At 39.2% G+C, this 18,081-nt stretch carries 12 protein-coding genes; 8 read left to right on the top strand and 4 right to left on the bottom strand.

Annotated elements, in window-relative coordinates:
- Positions 1-258: 258 nt before the first annotated feature.
- The gene (locus AC3KVK_RS11600; protein WP_490312916.1) at positions 259-1,056 is read right to left on the bottom strand and encodes an ATP adenylyltransferase family protein; all 798 of its coding nucleotides are present in this window, start codon (positions 1,054-1,056) and stop codon (positions 259-261) included.
- A gap of 145 nt (positions 1,057-1,201) precedes the next feature.
- Here AC3KVK_RS11600 and AC3KVK_RS11595 point away from each other — a divergent pair, with 145 nt between their 5' ends.
- Positions 1,202-2,986 carry an ABCB family ABC transporter ATP-binding protein/permease gene (locus AC3KVK_RS11595; RefSeq protein WP_490312915.1) on the top strand — a complete coding sequence of 595 codons (1,785 nt, stop codon included), beginning with the start codon at positions 1,202-1,204 and terminating at the stop codon, positions 2,984-2,986.
- Between the two features lie 3 nt (positions 2,987-2,989).
- Here the strand turns inward: AC3KVK_RS11595 and AC3KVK_RS11590 are convergent, their stop codons facing one another.
- Complete coding sequence (locus tag AC3KVK_RS11590; protein WP_490312914.1) at positions 2,990-3,988, bottom strand: acyltransferase family protein; 999 nt, start codon at positions 3,986-3,988, stop codon at positions 2,990-2,992.
- A gap of 166 nt (positions 3,989-4,154) precedes the next feature.
- Between AC3KVK_RS11590 and AC3KVK_RS11585 the strand changes: the two genes are divergently transcribed.
- The 5 genes from AC3KVK_RS11585 to AC3KVK_RS11565 all read left to right on the top strand — a co-directional run bounded on the left by AC3KVK_RS11585 (position 4,155) and on the right by AC3KVK_RS11565 (position 12,507).
- Positions 4,155-7,088, top strand: a complete 2,934-nt coding sequence (locus AC3KVK_RS11585; RefSeq protein ID WP_490312913.1) for an Ig-like domain-containing protein — start codon at positions 4,155-4,157, stop codon at positions 7,086-7,088.
- 119 nt (positions 7,089-7,207) lie between these two features.
- Positions 7,208-9,016, top strand: a complete 1,809-nt coding sequence (locus AC3KVK_RS11580; protein WP_490312912.1) for an AAA family ATPase — start codon at positions 7,208-7,210, stop codon at positions 9,014-9,016.
- Between the two features lie 38 nt (positions 9,017-9,054).
- Entirely contained in the window at positions 9,055-10,512 is a 1,458-nt protein-coding gene (locus tag AC3KVK_RS11575; protein WP_490312911.1) for a sugar transferase, read from the top strand.
- Between the two features lies 1 nt (position 10,513).
- Complete coding sequence (locus AC3KVK_RS11570; protein WP_490312910.1) at positions 10,514-11,731, top strand: glycosyltransferase family 4 protein; 1,218 nt, start codon at positions 10,514-10,516, stop codon at positions 11,729-11,731.
- 11 nt (positions 11,732-11,742) lie between these two features.
- Positions 11,743-12,507, top strand: coding sequence for a WecB/TagA/CpsF family glycosyltransferase (locus AC3KVK_RS11565; RefSeq protein ID WP_490312909.1), 765 nt, complete (start codon positions 11,743-11,745; stop codon positions 12,505-12,507).
- 1 nt (position 12,508) lies between these two features.
- Here the strand turns inward: AC3KVK_RS11565 and AC3KVK_RS11560 are convergent, their stop codons facing one another.
- Together AC3KVK_RS11560 and AC3KVK_RS11555 are read right to left on the bottom strand one after the other, a co-directional pair.
- On the bottom strand, positions 12,509-14,137 hold the full coding sequence (locus AC3KVK_RS11560) for a hypothetical protein (RefSeq protein WP_490312908.1): 1,629 nt from the start codon (positions 14,135-14,137) through the stop codon (positions 12,509-12,511).
- Between the two features lie 195 nt (positions 14,138-14,332).
- On the bottom strand, positions 14,333-15,268 hold the full coding sequence (locus AC3KVK_RS11555) for an OmpA family protein (RefSeq protein ID WP_490312907.1): 936 nt from the start codon (positions 15,266-15,268) through the stop codon (positions 14,333-14,335).
- Between the two features lie 387 nt (positions 15,269-15,655).
- Between AC3KVK_RS11555 and AC3KVK_RS11550 the strand changes: the two genes are divergently transcribed.
- Positions 15,656-16,636: a polysaccharide biosynthesis/export family protein gene (locus AC3KVK_RS11550; RefSeq protein ID WP_490312906.1), complete on the top strand. Its 981-nt coding sequence runs from the start codon at positions 15,656-15,658 to the stop codon at positions 16,634-16,636.
- A 2-nt stretch (positions 16,637-16,638) separates the two neighbouring features.
- Entirely contained in the window at positions 16,639-18,054 is a 1,416-nt protein-coding gene (locus AC3KVK_RS11545; RefSeq protein WP_490312905.1) for a GumC family protein, read from the top strand.
- The last annotated feature ends 27 nt before the right edge of the window (positions 18,055-18,081 follow it).

Below are 18,081 nucleotides of genomic sequence, written 5' to 3'. Positions count from 1 at the left end.
TAATACTATCGTTGCGGCCGTTATTAATATTGTTATGTTTCGTTGGGTGTTCTGTTGAACGCAACGTGAACGGGTGGCCATGTGTGTGACTTTACGTCAAAGCCTCCCATTTTTATGCAAATAGTATGTAATAAAACTGCATAAAAATCGGGTCGGCCAGACAAAAAGCATCCAGGCAGTATACATAGACAGCTCATTGAGGAAAAGCATTAGATGCAGGGGGAGCGTTTTTTGACTGCGCTGAGCGTATCTGAATGATTATACTTTGATTAACTTTGCAAGAATATCAAAGGGATCTTGCGTCATTAGCCAATCAAGTTGAGAATGATCTTTTAATAAAAAGTGGCCTGTAAAGTTTAAGCCGTTGGCATAAATTCCTAAATATTGCACCTCAGAACGTGGGATTAGCCAAATATGCTGCTCAGTCAATATGATGTTATGCGCATAAGTTTCCTGATCGGAGCGCAATAATGCTAAAGACGCTAACCCGTCTAGGTAGTTTTGATACAGCTCAGCAGGACAGGTGTAATTTAAAAGAGCTGTTGTATTGGGGAAACGTTGTTCAAACGCGTAAAAAAACGGTGTGATTGAGGTTTTTTGTTCAATTACTTGCATGTGGCGATGAGGTTGGCTTGCGCCTGCTGTGGGTTCTGAATTAAAAAAGCCAATTCGCTGTCTGTGGGGATTCGCTTGTGGGCTGCAACTGTCGGTTACAAGCCGATGCCAAGCGATTAAATCAGATTCCGTTAGTGCTTTATTTTGTGCGATAAAGGTGTTGCTGCAGATTAAAAGGTGAGGTGAAAGGACCGGAAATTTGTTTAAGAGAACTTTATGGTCTCGCCCTAAGTGATCGACAAACATCGCTGGTTCGTGTGGCAAAAATGGATTACTTTTTTGCGTGTGTTGATGAGGCTTGTTTTTAGCCTGCTGGTTACGGAGGTGATAGGTAAATACAATCCCCTGTTCTTGATGCGCAATTGAGGTGGCACTGATTGGATGCAAAGCGCCTGATAGTCTCGCTTCTTCAATTACTTTGCCTGCTTTTTGCCAAATCATCACCCTACCTCTACGTGTTATGCTGTCTCTGTAGTCAAAATACTTGATAATGTGCGCAATTAAAATGTTGTCATGCAAATTTCAATAAACAGGTTACACTGCCTTTGAAGTTCAGAAGTTGTTGCGTTGGTTTAATAGGGTTGATATGCGCCGAGGTTTTAGTACTCCAAAAGAAAATGATAGTTTTAATATCAGTGTGTTTAAAAAAGTGTGGCCATACCTACTTGAATATAAACAACGAATAATTTTTGCATTTGTTTGTTTACTCAGTGCAAAGTTAGCCAGTGTCTTGTTGCCTTTTATTCTTAAATATACGGTTGACGCACTTAATGGCGAACACAGCCAGCAAATTGCGTTATTGAGTGCGCCGCTTGCATTGGTTGCGGCGTATGGATTGGTACGTTTTGCCAATGTGGTTTTTTCTGAATTACGGGATATGCTGTTTGGCCGAGTTACAGAACGTGCAATGCGCCGGATTGGCTTACAAGTCTTTTCTCATATCCACCACCTTGATTTAGAGTTCCATTTATCTCGTAAAACGGGTGGTCTAGCCCGCGATATAGAGCGTGGCGTCTCGGGTATCAGTTTTGTGATGCGTTTTTTCGTTTTTAACATCGGCCCTACATTGATAGAGCTGGCCTTTGTTATTGGGATTTTATCGTACAACTATGGCGCGAAGTATGCGCTGGTGATTGCACTTGCAGTATTCGCGTATGTTTTATTTACCGTCAAGGTCACTAATTGGCGTTTGAAGTTTATTAGGGATGCAAATCAAGCGGATAATTTGTCGAACTCTCGAGCGCTGGATAGCTTATTAAACTTTGAAACGGTTAAATATTTTAATAACGAGCGCCATGAAGAACACGCGTATGATCAGGCGTTATCGGATTGGGAAACAGCAAGACGAAATAATCGCTTATCTTTATTTACACTCAATGGCGGTCAGGCGTTGATCATTGCTTTGTCTATGACGACCATGTTGGCATTTGCAGCGCTTGATGTGCAACAAGGCGTGATGACAATCGGTGATTTTGTGCTGGTGAACGCCTTTATGATGCAAGTGTTTATGCCGCTCAACTTTCTTGGCTTTGTGTACCGTGAAATTAAGGGGTCATTGACCAACATTGAAAATATGTTTTCATTATTAGCGCAAACATCCCCAGTTAAACAAGCACAGGATGCGCAGCCACTGTTAATTAGCCAAGCAGAAGTGCGTTTTGACAATGTTTGTTTTTCATATAAAAGCGGGCGAGAAATTTTAAACAATCTTAGTTTCGTGGTCCCTGGTGGGAAAAAAGTAGCGATTGTCGGCCCTAGTGGTGCGGGTAAGTCAACCATCACTAAATTGCTTTATTGTTTTTATAACTTAAATCAGGGGCGCATTTTAATCGATGGTCAAGCAACTGACTCCTTAACCTTTGACTCCGTGCGCCAACAAATCGGCATTGTGCCGCAAGATACAGTGTTATTTAACACCAGTATTTTAGAAAATGTGCGTTACGGCAACCTGAGTGCTAGCAATGAGCAAGTATTACAAGCGATAGAAGATGCGCAATTAGGTCGTTTTATTGCCAGCTTACCTGATGGTGTCAATACAGAAGTGGGTGAACGAGGGTTAAAACTGTCTGGCGGAGAAAAGCAACGCGTCGCGATTGCGCGTACGCTACTAAAAAATTCTGCAATATTCATTTTTGATGAAGCGACGTCTTCACTTGATAGTCATAATGAAGCGGCAATAATGGCGACGTTGCAGTCGGTGTCTAAAGGTCGCACAACCTTAGTAATTGCACACCGTCTATCAACCATAATAGATGCTGATGCGATTTTATTTCTTGAGCAAGGTCAGCTGAAAGAATATGGAACTCATACACAGTTATTGGCACAAAATGGTTCGTATGCAGCATTATGGCGCGCTCAATCGAACCAATAGTGGTTAAGCTCGCCAGAGCTTACTGATTGGGGCTGAAAAAAGGTAGCGTAGGCGGTATTTTTCGACCCCATGCTGAACAAGCATTGGCAGTAACAAACCAAATATGAGTCCGCAAATTAAATGCAGATAAAAGTTATTCATTTCGAATAATTTCGTTAAGACAACCCGGATACCGCTGCCGGTCAAAATATGAATGAGATAAATGCCCAGCGAATAAGTACCGATCAGTTTTAGCCAATTGAATTCAAATCGTATTAAGAATAGCGCGCTTTGCACGGTTAACGAAATGGCAATAATGGCAATTAATAATGAATAAAAGCCGCGATCTTGATAGGTGTGGTCGAGATGAAAGAGATATTGCGAAATAATAAAGGCCACTAACAAGCCGGTAAATGTTGGTGCATGAAAATGTATTTGCAGGTTTTTTATTTGATAGACCCCAATCCCGAGCGTAAAGAAAATAAGGTTTTGATAGATTAAGTAGCTATTTAACCCCTGTGGTAGGGCTGAAGCATAAATGTAAAGTAAAGCGCTAAAGCCAATAAGAATATATATCGGTACTTTTGGCAAAACGGTATAAATTAAAGTGCTCAGGATAAAAAGCATAATCAGAGCATATAAAAACCAAAACTGCATTCTAGGCTCACTCATTAAATTGAACACTTCATGCAATGAAATGGCATTATTGGTGAACTGACTCAGAACAACTTCGATACAGCCTTGTAATAACGACCAAAAGACATATAGATAAAATAATGTGTCAATTTTTTTATTTAGCAGCCCCACAGCACCATTCTTTTGAAATGTCTGTAAAAAAAACAACCCAGAAAGGAAAAAAAATAAGGGCATGTGGAATGAATATATAACGGAGTCTATATAGTGATGCACGATAAAGTTGTCATGAAGGCCTGCGTTTATTAGCCCTCTGACAACGTGGCCATAGACGACTAAAATAATACCAATTGCTTTGCAGTAATCAATCCAGTCCGTTCTATTTTCCATCTTTATCCATTGATTTTAAGCAGTTTAATGATTCTATTCGACCTTTTGCCTAAAAGCGAGGTTAGCGACGCAGTTGATTTATTTCAAGGTGGTAAAAGAAACCTTTTTTTTGTGCATTTTGTCGGTAAAATGAAATGATTATTAAAATAATAGACCTTGGGATGATATGTATTTTCTTCGATTGTTATTCGTAACCACTTTTTTTGTGATGATAACGGGCTGTGGCAGTCCTCCGAAAGAAGAATCAGTAACACCCTCGCCAGAAACAATTATTATCTCTTCGCCTACTCAGGTTATATCAGTCGGTGACTCAGCAGTTCAGTTGGTCTTAACGGCCAGCTATGGTGGAGGGGCTGTACAGGATGTAACCAGTCAAGCCACTTGGTCAAGCTCTGATAAGCAAATTGCAACCATCTCAGAGACGGGTCAATTGACAGCAGTCAAAGAGGGAACGGTAATAATCTCAGCCGTTTTTCAAGAGAAAACCTCAAGCTACAGTTTTACCATTCAATCAGGTCCTAAGCCAGATGAAGAACTCGTATCGATAGGCATAAATACTGCGAGTAAAACGTTTTTAGTTGGACAGCAAAATATCCAATTATCTATTGTTGGCTTTTATAAAGATGATTCGTTCCGCATTTTAGACGAACCAGTTAATTGGGGGAGTTCGAATCAGGCGGTAGCGTCCATCAATACTTTGGGTGAAATCACCTTTTTAAGTGAAGGTGAAGTTGAAATTAACGCAGTCTACCAAGAATACTCAGCCTCGGTGATGTTATCTATCCAACCTGGGGTTCAAGCCGTGTCTATTTTATCGGCTCAACCAAGTTATTTTGCACTAGGAGACTATGTGCAACTCTCGTTTTTGGCTTCTTTTACTAATGGTACGACAGATAAACTTTTAGAAGGTGTTAAGTGGGTGAGTTCGGACACAACGCGGGCAACGGTAACACAAAACGGCTTGTTGAATCCGCTTACCGTAGGTGAAGTGACAATTACGGCAACAGCGCTTGATAAAACAGCCCAGCTTAAAATTTACATTGATGAAATTGAATCAAATCGTGTGGAATCAGTCAACGCCTTTGCTATTGAACCCTCTAAGATTGTGTCTATTTTTAAGGTATTTGATGGTCAAGATAAACCTATTGAAGGCTTGGCACAGGCAAATGATGACAGTTGGAAGAATAACTTCTTAGTTGAAGAAAACGGTGTCAACGTAGGGCTTCGCAGTGAGTCATTTGCCAAAATCACGCCGATAAAAGATGTTGAGTTAACCCAACCAATCGTTTTTGCGCTTGATATTAGTGCCAGTATTTCAGATAGCGACTTTTTGGAGTTGATTGAAACTATCCGCGGCATGATATACACACAGGATACTCAAACAGGTGAGTTGTCATCTAAATTATTGCCTTCGCAGACAGTTAGTTTGGTTATTTTTGATCAAAATGCGGATGTATATATTGCTGCGACTAAGAGCTTAGCACTTATTAAGCAAAGATTAGATGAGCTGACGCAGCTGAATCGTCAATCTCGAAGCGATAATAACTCAACCGATTTATATGGTGGCACAATTAAAGGGCTTGAATTGTGGCAAGATGAATCTTCATCTACAGGTATTGTGCAAGGATTCATGGTATTGATTACGGACGGAAATCATGAATCTGGCAGTGCGTCATTACAAGACGTTATTGACCAACGAGGCAATAAGGAAGTCGTCGCAATTTTCACCGGACAAGTGAGTGATACAAACCCAGTCCCTGTGGAATTAACCAAAATAGCCACAACTGGACAAGTCATTACTACTAAAGGTGACTTATCGTTGATTGAGGAAGCAATTAAACTGCAAAACCAACGATTAAGTACTCAAATCGGCTCGATTTATCAACTAGAGTATGTCACGCCCAAGCGCTCAGGAGAGTGGGAGCTAAAAATTAGTTATTTAGATGATACTGAAAATGTGCCATATATTATTGGTAAGTATGACGCTACGCCATTTACGAAAACAACGCCAGCTGAAATAAACCTCAGTGGCTCGAGCATGAAAGGTACCGTGAGCAAAGGCTATTTAAATGTACCAGTGGGTGAGAGTGTTGATTTAGAAGCAACAACAAGTTGGACATCAAAATCACCTAATTACAGTTGGGATCTTCAATCAAGTGCTTTTCCGACGATCACTCCGCCTTTTTCACAAGTTCAACCGAGTAATCGCCGAATGGTGTTAACCGCTCAAAACTTAGGCTCTGATACGTTATTGATTAAAGATGCAAATAATGTCGTTGCGGGCTCTTCTCCCATTGAAAATGTAAGTTATGAATTAGTGCTCAATAGTTCAAATATTGAAGTCTTCACTCCTAACTATAAATTGAATGATAATGGCGTGACTACATTAATCGCGCAAAGCTCAGTGAGTCCGAATTTATTTAGCTGGAAAGTGGTCAATCAATCTGAAGGTGCAATTTGCCGTATTGCTGAAACGCTAGAAGATACTTTTGGTGAGTCGGTTTTTGATTCATCGAAAATTGTTCTTAAGGTGTTCTCTGATATTCAAACCGAATGTGTGATTCAAGTGTCAGATATTTTTACTCAAGATGATACGTTTAATCAATTTATTGCAATTAACTCCGAAGGAGCAACCATTGCGATGACTGAATATAACCCTTCAAGTGAAAAGCTCATTGATTTTGAAAATGGTGAGTTTTCAGCATCGATGAGTGGCAGTTGGACCGTTGTAGAGCAAGATTATTCTGAGTCGCAAGGTCGCTTTATTGTGCAATCTGCGCCAGACTTGGCTAAAGGTCAAACAAGTGTTTTAACTATGGTGCTTCGCGAGGCGATTTCAATAGAGTTTGATTATCAATTGAGTAAAGGGGCTGGTGATGAATTTGGGTTTTTTATAAATAAGCAATATCAAAGCAGCCCGCTATACAATGATAAAGAAGAGAATGGTACTCAGTTCAAACGCTTTGAATATACTTTCAAGTCCAGTGATAGAGCGAATGAGAATGAACCATTTGTCCTTGAATGGGCGTTTATACGAGCAAATACAGAGGCACAACATCAGAATGTGATCAAAATTGATAATATTCTGATTAAGAAGTAATGTAATACGAAGTAATAAAAAAGTAGTGCTAATTGCTGATATATGTTTTTTTTTCAAGTAGACTTAAAGCATTGCAATAAAAGCAATTATTATTTAATGAGCTTGGAGTTTTTGTAAGAATGTATAATGACTTTTATCATTTTAAAAGTGAGCCTTTTGAAAATACCTTAAACGCTAAGTTCTTTTTTCCAAGTGATCGGCATCGTGATGTGCTCGCTTCGTTTATGTATGGCATTAAGCAAAACAAAGGTGTGCTGATGCTGACTGGGGAAATCGGTGCAGGGAAAACACAGGCACTTAAAGTACTTAAAGATTTATTATCTGAAGATAAAAACAATAAAATTATCGAGATAGTCAACCCAAAGCTCGGCAGTGATGAGTTATTTAACTTTATAGCAAATTGCCTAATGATCGAACCTATCGATGGTTTAGGTGCCAATCAAATTTTGACTTTAATAAAGCAAAAGCTTATCGCGAAGCAAACTGCCGAATTTAGATTTGTTTTATTGCTTGATGAAGCGCAGATGCTAAGCGACGATTCGTTTGAAAAGGTGCGAATTTTATCTAACTTAGAGCATGACAGTCATAAATTAGTCAACGTAGTGTTAGTTGGGCAGCCTGAATTGATTAAGCATTTAAATCGAGGGCCGAACCAAGCTTTGTTACAAAGAGTCGCAATAGCAAAAACACTCAACTACTTAGATCCCCACTTTGTGCGTCAATACATTGAATTTCGCCTCGATACAGCTGGCGGAAATCCACATTTATTTAATGAACAAGCCATTCATAAAATTGCCGATTTATCTAAAGGTAGCCCAAGACTCATCAATCAAATTTGTGATGCGAGTCTTTTTTATGGTTTTATGAATGAAAAGCGCACTATTGATAGTGATATGGTGACTAAGGCAATTGTAGATTTACCACTTAACCAACTGGGAGCCTTCAACACTCAGGCAGAAGACGAGCAAGTGAGTGCTGAAGTGGAGCAATCTTTTGAGGTTGAACAAGATGAGGATGCATTTCCAGATATTTCATTGCCAACTAAAGAAGTGCAGCAACCTCGTCAGTACCAATTAAACAAGAGCTTATTTTTTAAAGTGTTGGGTGTATTAGCGTTGCTCTTGCTGTTATGGTTTTCTTTTGTAGTATTTAATGCGCTATCAGTTGTTAATCAAGCGAATAAAGAGCAACCGACAACAAAGTCAGCCCCTCATATGTCGCAACCTGCTGCGTACGATGATGAACCAAGAGCAAAAAGAGTGATCCCTGTTGATAATTCTGATCCTCGTTATCAAGTTAAGCAATTTACTTCAGAGCAAAATAACTTTGATCGCAGCTACGAAACATCTCGAGTTGCACCAAAGCAAACAAACACAAATGCTGAGCAGTTGTCATCCACACCTGTAAACATAACAGAGGTAAATGCGAGGTCACAAAATACTGAGACTAGTCGCTCTGTATGGGATGCAGAGCATTTAATTGCTTTTCCATTTAGGGACAATATGAAAGGAGTTACACGAGTAACGAAACCATCAGGCCAAGCAATTAGCCAAGTGATTAAAGGGCATTATGGTAGCTGGAATGCATCGATTGAAGACATTGTCCGCCAAACTAACCCTAATATTACCTCGTTTAATGATATTAACTCTCAGGTTGTACTGAACTTACCAAAAATTTCAGAAATAAATTTACTCACAAAATCTAAATCTGGAGAGGTCTATGCTTTTTTTGGCTCGTTTACCAAGCAAAGTTTAGCTAAGCAGCAGGCCGATTATTTAAATCAAATCGGGTTTCAAACCGTATTTCAAAGTGAAAAGTGGGATTATCGTTATGTATCTCGAGTTTATTTAGGACCGTATAAATCGTTTGACGAAGCGCAGGATGCGATAATGAATTTAGAATTTACGGATTTTCGACGTATTTTTTAAGTTGTTTCGTTTGTATGTCATATGTAAGGTAGTAGTTTATGACTTGCTCTAATCGTTTCATTTATCAAAATTTTAAGTTTTTTGATGTATTGTCTTTCATCACATCGTTACTGATTCTAAGTACTATAAACAGTCACTTTAATGGTCATTTTAGCCTGTTCGAGTTTATGAGTCTTCGTTTAACGGTTTTCAATTTTGTAATTGTTGTGATCTTGCTTGGCTTTTATCTCTTCTTATTTGAGCAATTCTCATTATATGAAGCAAAATTTTTAAAAAGTGATTTTGCCAGTGACGCGTTTACTATTTCCAAAGTGCATGGAATTATTACAGTCACGCTGTTGGCATTAGGTAATTTGTTTGATATTTCCATTTTTTCTGGCTGGTATTTACTCCTGATTTTTTGGCCTGTTAGCACCTTAATGACTATTTTATTCCGATTTATAGTTTGGTCTGTTTTAAAGCGATTCCATTTAGGTGATTCTAATATTCGCAATGTGTTGTTTTTAGGTAATTGTGATTATGCAAAAGCCTATGCTGAGCAGCTTAAAAATGAAGAGTGCAATATTGTTGGCCACTTAAGTGCACAACGGCAGGATGTCTATGTAGATCCTCAAACGATTGGTTGTTTTGATGATTTTGAAAGCCTGCTTAAAAATAAGGTTATTGATGAATTGGTGGTATTTACAGACACCTCAGTGAAAAATGATACTTTACATAATGTCATATTAAGAGCGCATGCTCAGGGGATTATGTTACGCTTTCCTATTGCTTCTGTGGTGCATTCTTTGTTTAAAAATACAGAAATGACGCAAATTAGTTTAGAAAATATTGGTGTATCGTCTGATGATGTCTCACCCGAACTTATCGTTCGCTCTGGATACCAGTTAGGCAGTGCATTTTTATTTAAGCGGATTGTAGATTTAACCGTCGCTGTTTTAGGACTTATATTGCTCACACCATTATTTGCCGTGTGTATTTTATTGATTAATCTTGAGTCTCGCGGAGGGGCTTTTTTTGTTCAGGAAAGGTACGGGTACAACGGTCGTACGTTTAGATTAATCAAGTTCAGAACGATGGTGAAAAATGCCGATTCATTACAAGATGCGTTAAGAGAAACAAGTAATGAGCTTGATGGGGCTGCGTTTAAAATGAAAAATGACCCTAGGATTACAGCTCTTGGGCGTTTTTTACGGAAATCGAGCATTGATGAGTTACCACAACTAATTAATGTTTTAAAAGGTGATATGAGTCTAGTCGGACCTAGACCATTGCCTCATGCTGATTACAAGCGGTTTACCAACGTAGAGCACTTAAGGCGGCTAAGTGTGTTACCGGGCATTACCGGTAGTTGGCAAGTTGATGGTCGCAATGACTTGTCGTTTGATGAGTGGATGAAGCTTGATAGTGACTATATTGATCATTGGAGTCATTGGCTCGATTTGAAAATTTTGTTAAAGACTGTTCCTGCGGTTTTAAAAGGAAAAGGGGCTTCTTAGTTTGGCTGCCTTTTCAACTCACAATGCAGAGGTGGTTTTTCTCAACTCCGTATATCCAATTTTAAGTGAAACCTTTATTTTTGATCAGTACCAAGCACTTACTGATAAAGGTTTTGAATTTGCGATTGTCTCAAATAATAAGCCTGCATTATCTGATGTTCACCCACATATGCGAGCGTCACTTGATAGAGTGACTTACTTATCGAATGTTTCAATTCCTTTTATTTTATCAACCCATTTTATGTTTTTTGTGACAGCACCGTTGCTGTATCTAAAATGTTTGATGCGGATTGTTCAATTAGAAGAAAAAAGCACGGTTTCCTTGGCTCATTTTACTGGTGCATTATTAGTCAGACGGCTTTACCCAAAGGTGAAATGGGTTCACAGCCACTTTACTTATGGCGCCACTGCCATCGCCATGTGGCTGCAGTGGGTGCAAAAAACACCTTACTCCCTTACCTTGCATGGTGCTGATTTAACCTTCGATGCTGTGGCCGATCTTGAGCTTAAGCTTAGCCAAGCTGAACAAGTCATCTCTATTTCTCAATATAATCTTGATTTTATTGCAACGACTTTTCCAAGTATTAATCTTGCTTCGGCTCAAGTTATACCGCTAGGGGTTGCGAGTCATGAGTTAGGCGTTCAAGAAAGAAAAGAAGAGAATGATCATCCTCAGCAAATCAAAATCATAAACGTCGGTCGTTTATCAGAACATAAGGCTCAACATATCTTAATCCACGCTTGTGCGGTTTTGGTAAACCAAGGTATTAATATACGTTGTGAAATCATTGGCGAAGGCCCAAAGCGAGACTCTTTAACACGCTTAATTACAGAACTTGGTTTAGAGCAGAGAGTCATATTGCTTGGTGCGAAATATCATCATGAAGTCTTGGCGAGTTATTCCTCGGTTGATATCTTTGTCATGACCAGTATTACAGAAGGCATGCCGCTTGTATTGATGGAAGCGATGAATGCGGGGCTGCCGGTAATAGCGCCTAATATTTGCGGTATTCCTGAACTATTAGCGTTTGGAAAAGCAGGGCAACTAACTGCGCCCAATTGTATTCAATCAGTTTGCGAAGCAATGCAAAACCTGATTGAACAGCCGCAGAAAGCAAAAATACAAAGCTTATACGCTCAATCTCACATTCAGACTCATTTTAATTTATTGAACAACACCCACAAATTTGCAGATTTGCTCATCAAGTTAAGCCACTAATAAGGAAGCGTATGCTGCTTAAGCCCTACGAGACTCAATCGCTTTTATCTATAAATTATCATGTTATCAATCAGCCTGAGCTATTCGAGGTCATTTCAAATCAGATCATGCATAATGAACCGATTAATATCTATAACCTCAATATCCATGCGATGAATTTAACTTACCGAGACTCAGAATTTAAACAGGTCTTAAATTCTGGTGATCTGGTCTTTGTCGATGGTATGGGAGTAAAAATAGGCGCAAAGTTATTGGGACTTGAAGTGGGTCAGCGAATGACTCCGATGGATTGGCTCGATGATTTGTTTGTATTGTGTGCCCAGAAAAACTGGTCAATCTTTTTACTTGGCGATGAACAAGAGCAAGGACTTGCCTTTGAGAAAAAGCTAAAAGAACGCCACCCAAAGTGCTTGTTAGCAGGGTTTCATCATGGTTTTTTTGCGCGAACAGGCGAAGAAAACTGCAAAGTAGTTGAAATGATTAATCGCTCAGAAGCTTCTATTGTATTAGTGGGAATGAGCATGCCAATTCAGGAAAAATGGATTGCAGAAAATGCAATGTTACTCAATGCGCCAGTTAAGATAGCTACAGGAGCGTTTCATCGAGTTTATACCGGCAATATTGCTAGAGGACCTAAATGGATGACTGATAACGGCTTAGAGTGGCTCTACAGACTGTTTGTTGAACCAAAGAAAACTTGGCGCAGATATGTTTTAGGCAATCCACTTTTTTTGTATCGGATATTAAAAGCAAAATTGTTGGGTGTATCCCCCTAGTTTATTGATAGCGATGAATGTTAGCTGTGATATCGAGCCAGAGGCCAATGGTTAAGGCTCTCAGAATTAAATCGTTATTGTCATCATCCCATTGAGCTAGGCTTTTTTCCCAAGGATCAAGTGATAAGATGGACTTAATGAGTGTTTGGGCTTGTGGTGAGATTGATTGCCAATGTTGCTTAAACTCAGCGCTATGCTGTATGTAAGCGACAAAATTTGGCCAAGAAGCCTGTGTAGCTATAGTCGTATTTTTGGGGTTTAAGGTGCGTAAAATCTTACCTTTAATTCGACGCAGAAGGTAGCGGGATTTAATGCTTAACTCTGACGCGTTCAGACGGCCGCCATGGTTGTTGTTGATCACTTTTTTTGCTTTTCTGGGCACTATACTTTGTACGGCATCCGCAAAAGTTCGATAATCAAGTTTGATCTCTGCTGGCATAGTGCAATAAATATCGATGATTTCATTATCACAAAATATTGGCTCCCAGGCTGTGCAGCGCATTAAGTAAAGTCGTCCCATCGCATCCGCTTCTTTATACAATGGGCTGATGCGTTTATTTTCGAGTTTATCGACAGTAGTCCCAGAAAACTCATAATATTGGTTAAGTGAAGTACTTAAATGATGTTGCCAATGTGTATTCAGAGTAAAATGAGGTTGATAATACTGACTTTTGATTGGTGCACTGACATACAAAGGAACCGATTTACCAAAAAACAGAGTTTGTTGTTTGTTTATCCCCAAGCCTTTGAGTAGATAGTCTGCATAACAACCTGTAAAAATCGTATCCCAGTGATTATTGATTAATTTGTCATTGAAACTTAGGTAATGCGCATCCTTGATAGACCACATTCCGCCCGTAGATCTGACGGATTCGATGAAAGCATGCCCGTAATGCTCATAGTCTCTAAACCAAGTCTGATGAGATGACTGAGCGATGGTTGCAAGCTTGTTTGCAGTATTTGCCTCTGCATTGTAAGTATCGCAAAAGGTAATGGTATTAAGTTGGCTTGGGTGAGGGTGACCAAATAAAATCGCGCGTGAATCAGCACCACCACTTAATAACAAGGCGTTATTTTTACTGAATTGATGAGTGCGTTTAGCCATGGCATTTGAGATCGCTTTTGCGATATCTTGTGACCATTTACTTCGAGGTTGTTGAAGCTTCTTTTGCTCTATTGACCAATAATAATTGCTTGATTGAGTGTAAGTGTTTTGCTTGATATCAAACACATAATGTGAAGCAGGCTTTAGCGCATCAATTTCGTTATAAAACGATGCTTGGCTGAAACTGCTGCCTGTAGCCAGCGTCTCGGCGATTGTCTGCATATTTAGGCTTATAGCCATTTCTTCATCACGTAACCAGCTAGCCAGATTATCAGGGTGAGAAGCAAGTTTTAACGTTGGTGACTGAGTTGATTTGAAAACAGGGTAAACGCCTAATTTGTCGGTGAATACGTGGATTTGCTGCTTAGAGTGAACGATCACCGCAAAATAGCCATTTAAGCTCTTATGGAAGTCACTTGGGTTATTTTGCCAAAGGTGTAGCAAGTGTCGAGTAAGGCAAGCTTTTTTATCTTCATCTTTTACCTGATTTAAAATCTGGGGATTTTCTAAGCAAGGTCTGCCCAAAATAAATATCTGAGCCCCGGTGTTAGGGTCTTGATAAGGAGCCCAAATACTGGAGCACTCATTCCTTGAAATACTTACGTTTATATTGCTTTTTGTATAGGTAAAAAGCTCGGAAAAATGGGTGAAAACATTGTTTTCTTTGTGTGTAATAGGAAAGGCAGAACCTTGCCCGAGTAAAAAGTCACTCATCGCGTTTTATAGTTCAAGGTGGACTTCAACCCGCCTATTTTCGGCTTTTCGTTGACCATCTTTGGTTTTTATTGCAGGGTGGCGTTCTCCGAGCCAATTAAACTCAATTTTGTTATCGGGAATGCCTGAGAGGATCAAACCATTTTTGACGTTGTCGACACGGCGACTCGAAAGGTCTTCATTGTAGGTATTTAATCCAGCTAAATCAGTATGGCCTGACAATATAATTCGATGAGGTTGCCAAGTTTTATCGGCTTGTTTGATTTCATTGATGGTCGCGATAGCCTTTGCTGTCAAATTATCTTTGTCAAAGTCAAAGTAGATAATAAAAACAGGAGGAGCAACAGGAGCGTGCTTTTTCTCTGGATCTACAGCGGGTGGCTCATCACATGCACAGTTTTTTTCTGGAAGAGGAGTGCTTGCGATAACCTCAGGAGCTGGCATAGGCGGTGAAAGTAAAGTCAGTGCGTCATAAAACTGCTTTTTGCACACATCAATGTCATGTTGTTGAAAATTTTCTTCTTGTTCTTGCATCCAACAATCAAACATCACTTGAGCATAAGCTGATTCTTTTGGCTGTTTTTCCTTGCTGCCTTGATAAAATGCTGTCAGAAGCTGTTGTCTGGCTTCTCTTAGCTCATGAATGTGTTTTTCAGGAATTCGTCGCATATTAAGATGCTGAGGGTCTACAATACGCCCATCTTTAACACGTTGCGCTTTCTCTGAAAAAAGTTCGAAATCATCAACATCATTTTCATTATCTTCTTGTTTAGCTAAACCTAAATACCCTTCATAAAGATAATAATAAAAACTAGAGTAATCTTCTTGGTACAAACCTTCAGGTTCGTAGTGGTGGGTATGATGGTGGTTATCATCGACACTGGAACAACCAGCTAATACTAATAGAGTCAATAAGGTCACGTTTTTGAGTAAATTTATCATTGATTATACGTTTAGCTCGAAGAGAAAGATGAGGGTTAAATCATATCATAATTTGTTGTTTTGAATAGTTATCCGACAACATTTATGCATTTCGTAAATGATGAAAGCGTATTGTAATACAATGTAATAATTGAAAGGAATCAAGTAAACCGTCGTTTCCTGATAAATAAAACGATAGTATGTGCTTTATTTGGGGTTCAAATATTTATATAGGCTTCAAATCTAATACATTATTGTTATAATATCAGTAATTAGGTTACATTAGATTATAATATAGCTACCCTATACTGATTAGTTTTAAACTTACAATAACTCAGTGCTAATTCAGGAACTTGTTATCAGTCGGAGAATCACGTCTAAATGCATAAATTGTTATTTATAGCGTTCATGTTAGTTTTTTTAATTTCTTGTACTTCGCCTCATGGTCCTGCGAGTATCGATAATAATAGGCAAATATACGACGATAAAGTTCTTTACCTCAGTCATGATTATATGATATCTGCAGGTGACCAAATTGAAGTTTCGTACCATATCGATGTCAGAAAACAAGATGTATATCGCATCGCTGTTGGTGATCAAATTCGAGTTGAATTCCCTCACTATCCACAATTTGACCGCTCTCTCAATGTTAGACCTGATGGCCGTGTCACCGTTCCGCACATTGGTGACGTTGATGCGTTTGGTTTAACGCCTATGGAGCTTGCTGAAAGAATTACTCAAGAATATGAACCTATTTTACGTAACCCTAAGTGCACAGTGGCCTTAATTCGATATGGTGAGAGTATCCGCGAATTGAAAGAGGCAATTAAAACAGCAACTAGAGGACAAAGTCGTTTAGCGCTGGTGCAGCCTGATGGACGTATTGCGATTCCGCTATTAGATCCTCTGCGGGTTGCAGGAATGGCTGTTGAAGATATTCAAGCAAATATCAACCAGGAATATCAAAAAATTGTTCCTGGAATGTTCACTTCCGTTACCTTAATTAATGCTGTGGGAAATCGCGTTTATATCATGGGAGCGGTTAACGAGCCTGGCTATTATCAACTTCAGGGGCCGACAACGGTGACGCAAGCAGTCGCAATGGCTAAAGGGTTTAGACCCAATGCAGTCACATCTGACACCTTACTTATTACTCGTGATGAACGTAATAATGCTGTGGGTAGAATAATTGATATTGAGAATATATTCGACACTGGAAATCTAGGAACTGACACACTGTTGCGTCAAGCCGATATTATTTATGTCCCTACGAGTCGATTAGGTCGGGCTGCAATTTTAGGTGAGACGGTAAGACGGATGATACCTGCTGATTTAGGGGTGTTTTATAGTATTTCTGAGTCGGTCAACTTTATTCATAGTGGTGATTAATAATGGAACCGATAGCATCAAATAAATTACAACAAAAAGAACAAAATCAAACAATAAGAGATATTGTTAGTATTTTCTTTATTAAAAAAACACTGTTCATTGTAAGCTTTTGTGCTGTGGTTTTAACCGCGCTTGCGGTTGTTTTGCTGTATCCACCCATTTATGAAGTCAATGCAAAATTAGTAATTAAGCCTCAAATCGAAACACCCGTGGTGTTCGATAAAGATGTCTCTCGTGTAAACTATGAAAATCGCGTTGACTCCCAGATGATTAACACGGTTATAGAACTGTTAAAGTCTGAACCTGTCATGACCAATGTGGTGCTCGCGCATGATTTAGCGAGTCATGAAGATGAGCTAGCGCTTCAAAAAGCGGTGTTTAAGCTTTCAGGTGCTTTTAAAGCTGAGCCCCTTTCACTCTCTAATATTATTCAGTTGAAATTGCGAGGTGGTAACCCGGATGAAATTGTGAGTCAATTAAATACCATTATTGATACTTACATTTCTTATCACATCAACGTGAATCAAACATCTAAATCGAGCCTTGATTTTTTTGATAAGCAAACGAGTACTTTTCAGACGCGTTTTAAACAGTTAACCAACGATTTAGCCGATGAAAGTCAGCGTGTGAATGTGGCCAATCCGACGCTACAAAAAGAAAATTTACTGCAATTGATTCGTAACTTGGAATACCGTAAAGCTGAAGTCGCAATGGAGGCGAGCTCTTTACGTGAGCGAATCATTTTAATTTCAAAAACGAAAAAAAATATTCGTGGCGATGATAAATGGGTGGGTATCCCAAGAGAGATTCTCGATAGCTTTCCAGCTTTAATTGAAATGTCTAAGGCCATTGCTCAGCTAATTATTAATAAGCAACGCGCGATGAGTGATTATTTACCCGATTCTAAAGCGGTTATAGACGCTGAAAGTCAGTATAAAAATATGCATAAGCAAATTCATATGCAGATGAAACAAATTATTGATGAGTTAGAAACTAAGCTGCAAGGTCGACTTGCTGAAAACAAAGAGTTAGACCTTAAAGTCGAAGAAGCACAAGCTGAATTGGGCCGTTTGACCGCCTCATCCATAAACCTTGAAAGGCTTCAATTGGAGCATGTATTAGCTAAAAATAACTATACACTTTACAGTACAAAGCGAGAAGAAGCGCGGATTAACTTAGAAAAAGATCAGGCTTTATTTGCCAATGTATCAATTGCAACTCGTCCAGTGAAACCGCTTGTACCCTGGTTTCCACAAAAAACAAAAATTATGCTAATGGCGATTGTGCTTGCATTTTTTCTGTCCATGGGCCTGTGTATTGCTGCATATTCGTTGGATCAACGTGTGGTCATGCCTAATGACATTATTTCAAAAACCAATATTCGTTATCTGGGCTCTTTGGATGATATGTCGTCATGATTAGATTAACAGAGCAGAGTAATTGAA

It is taken from the genome of Pseudoalteromonas sp. J2K-J979, assembly GCF_058169715.2.
This window is presented reverse-complemented; position numbering and strand designations above follow the sequence as displayed.

Bases quoted from the DNA above. Each gene is read 5' to 3' on its own strand.
- AC3KVK_RS11585 (WP_490312913.1), top strand. From the start codon at position 4,155: ATGTATTTTCTTCGATTGTTATTCGTAACCACTTTTTTTGTGATGATA.
- AC3KVK_RS11555 (WP_490312907.1), bottom strand. From the start codon at position 15,268: ATGATAAATTTACTCAAAAACGTGACCTTATTGACTCTATTAGTATTA.
- AC3KVK_RS11595 (WP_490312915.1), top strand. From the start codon at position 1,202: ATGCGCCGAGGTTTTAGTACTCCAAAAGAAAATGATAGTTTTAATATC.
- AC3KVK_RS11590 (WP_490312914.1), bottom strand. From the start codon at position 3,988: ATGGAAAATAGAACGGACTGGATTGATTACTGCAAAGCAATTGGTATT.
- AC3KVK_RS11550 (WP_490312906.1), top strand. From the start codon at position 15,656: ATGTTAGTTTTTTTAATTTCTTGTACTTCGCCTCATGGTCCTGCGAGT.
- AC3KVK_RS11575 (WP_490312911.1), top strand. From the start codon at position 9,055: ATGACTTGCTCTAATCGTTTCATTTATCAAAATTTTAAGTTTTTTGAT.
- AC3KVK_RS11565 (WP_490312909.1), top strand. From the start codon at position 11,743: ATGCTGCTTAAGCCCTACGAGACTCAATCGCTTTTATCTATAAATTAT.
- AC3KVK_RS11600 (WP_490312916.1), bottom strand. From the start codon at position 1,056: ATGATTTGGCAAAAAGCAGGCAAAGTAATTGAAGAAGCGAGACTATCA.
- AC3KVK_RS11580 (WP_490312912.1), top strand. From the start codon at position 7,208: ATGTATAATGACTTTTATCATTTTAAAAGTGAGCCTTTTGAAAATACC.
- AC3KVK_RS11545 (WP_490312905.1), top strand. From the start codon at position 16,639: ATGGAACCGATAGCATCAAATAAATTACAACAAAAAGAACAAAATCAA.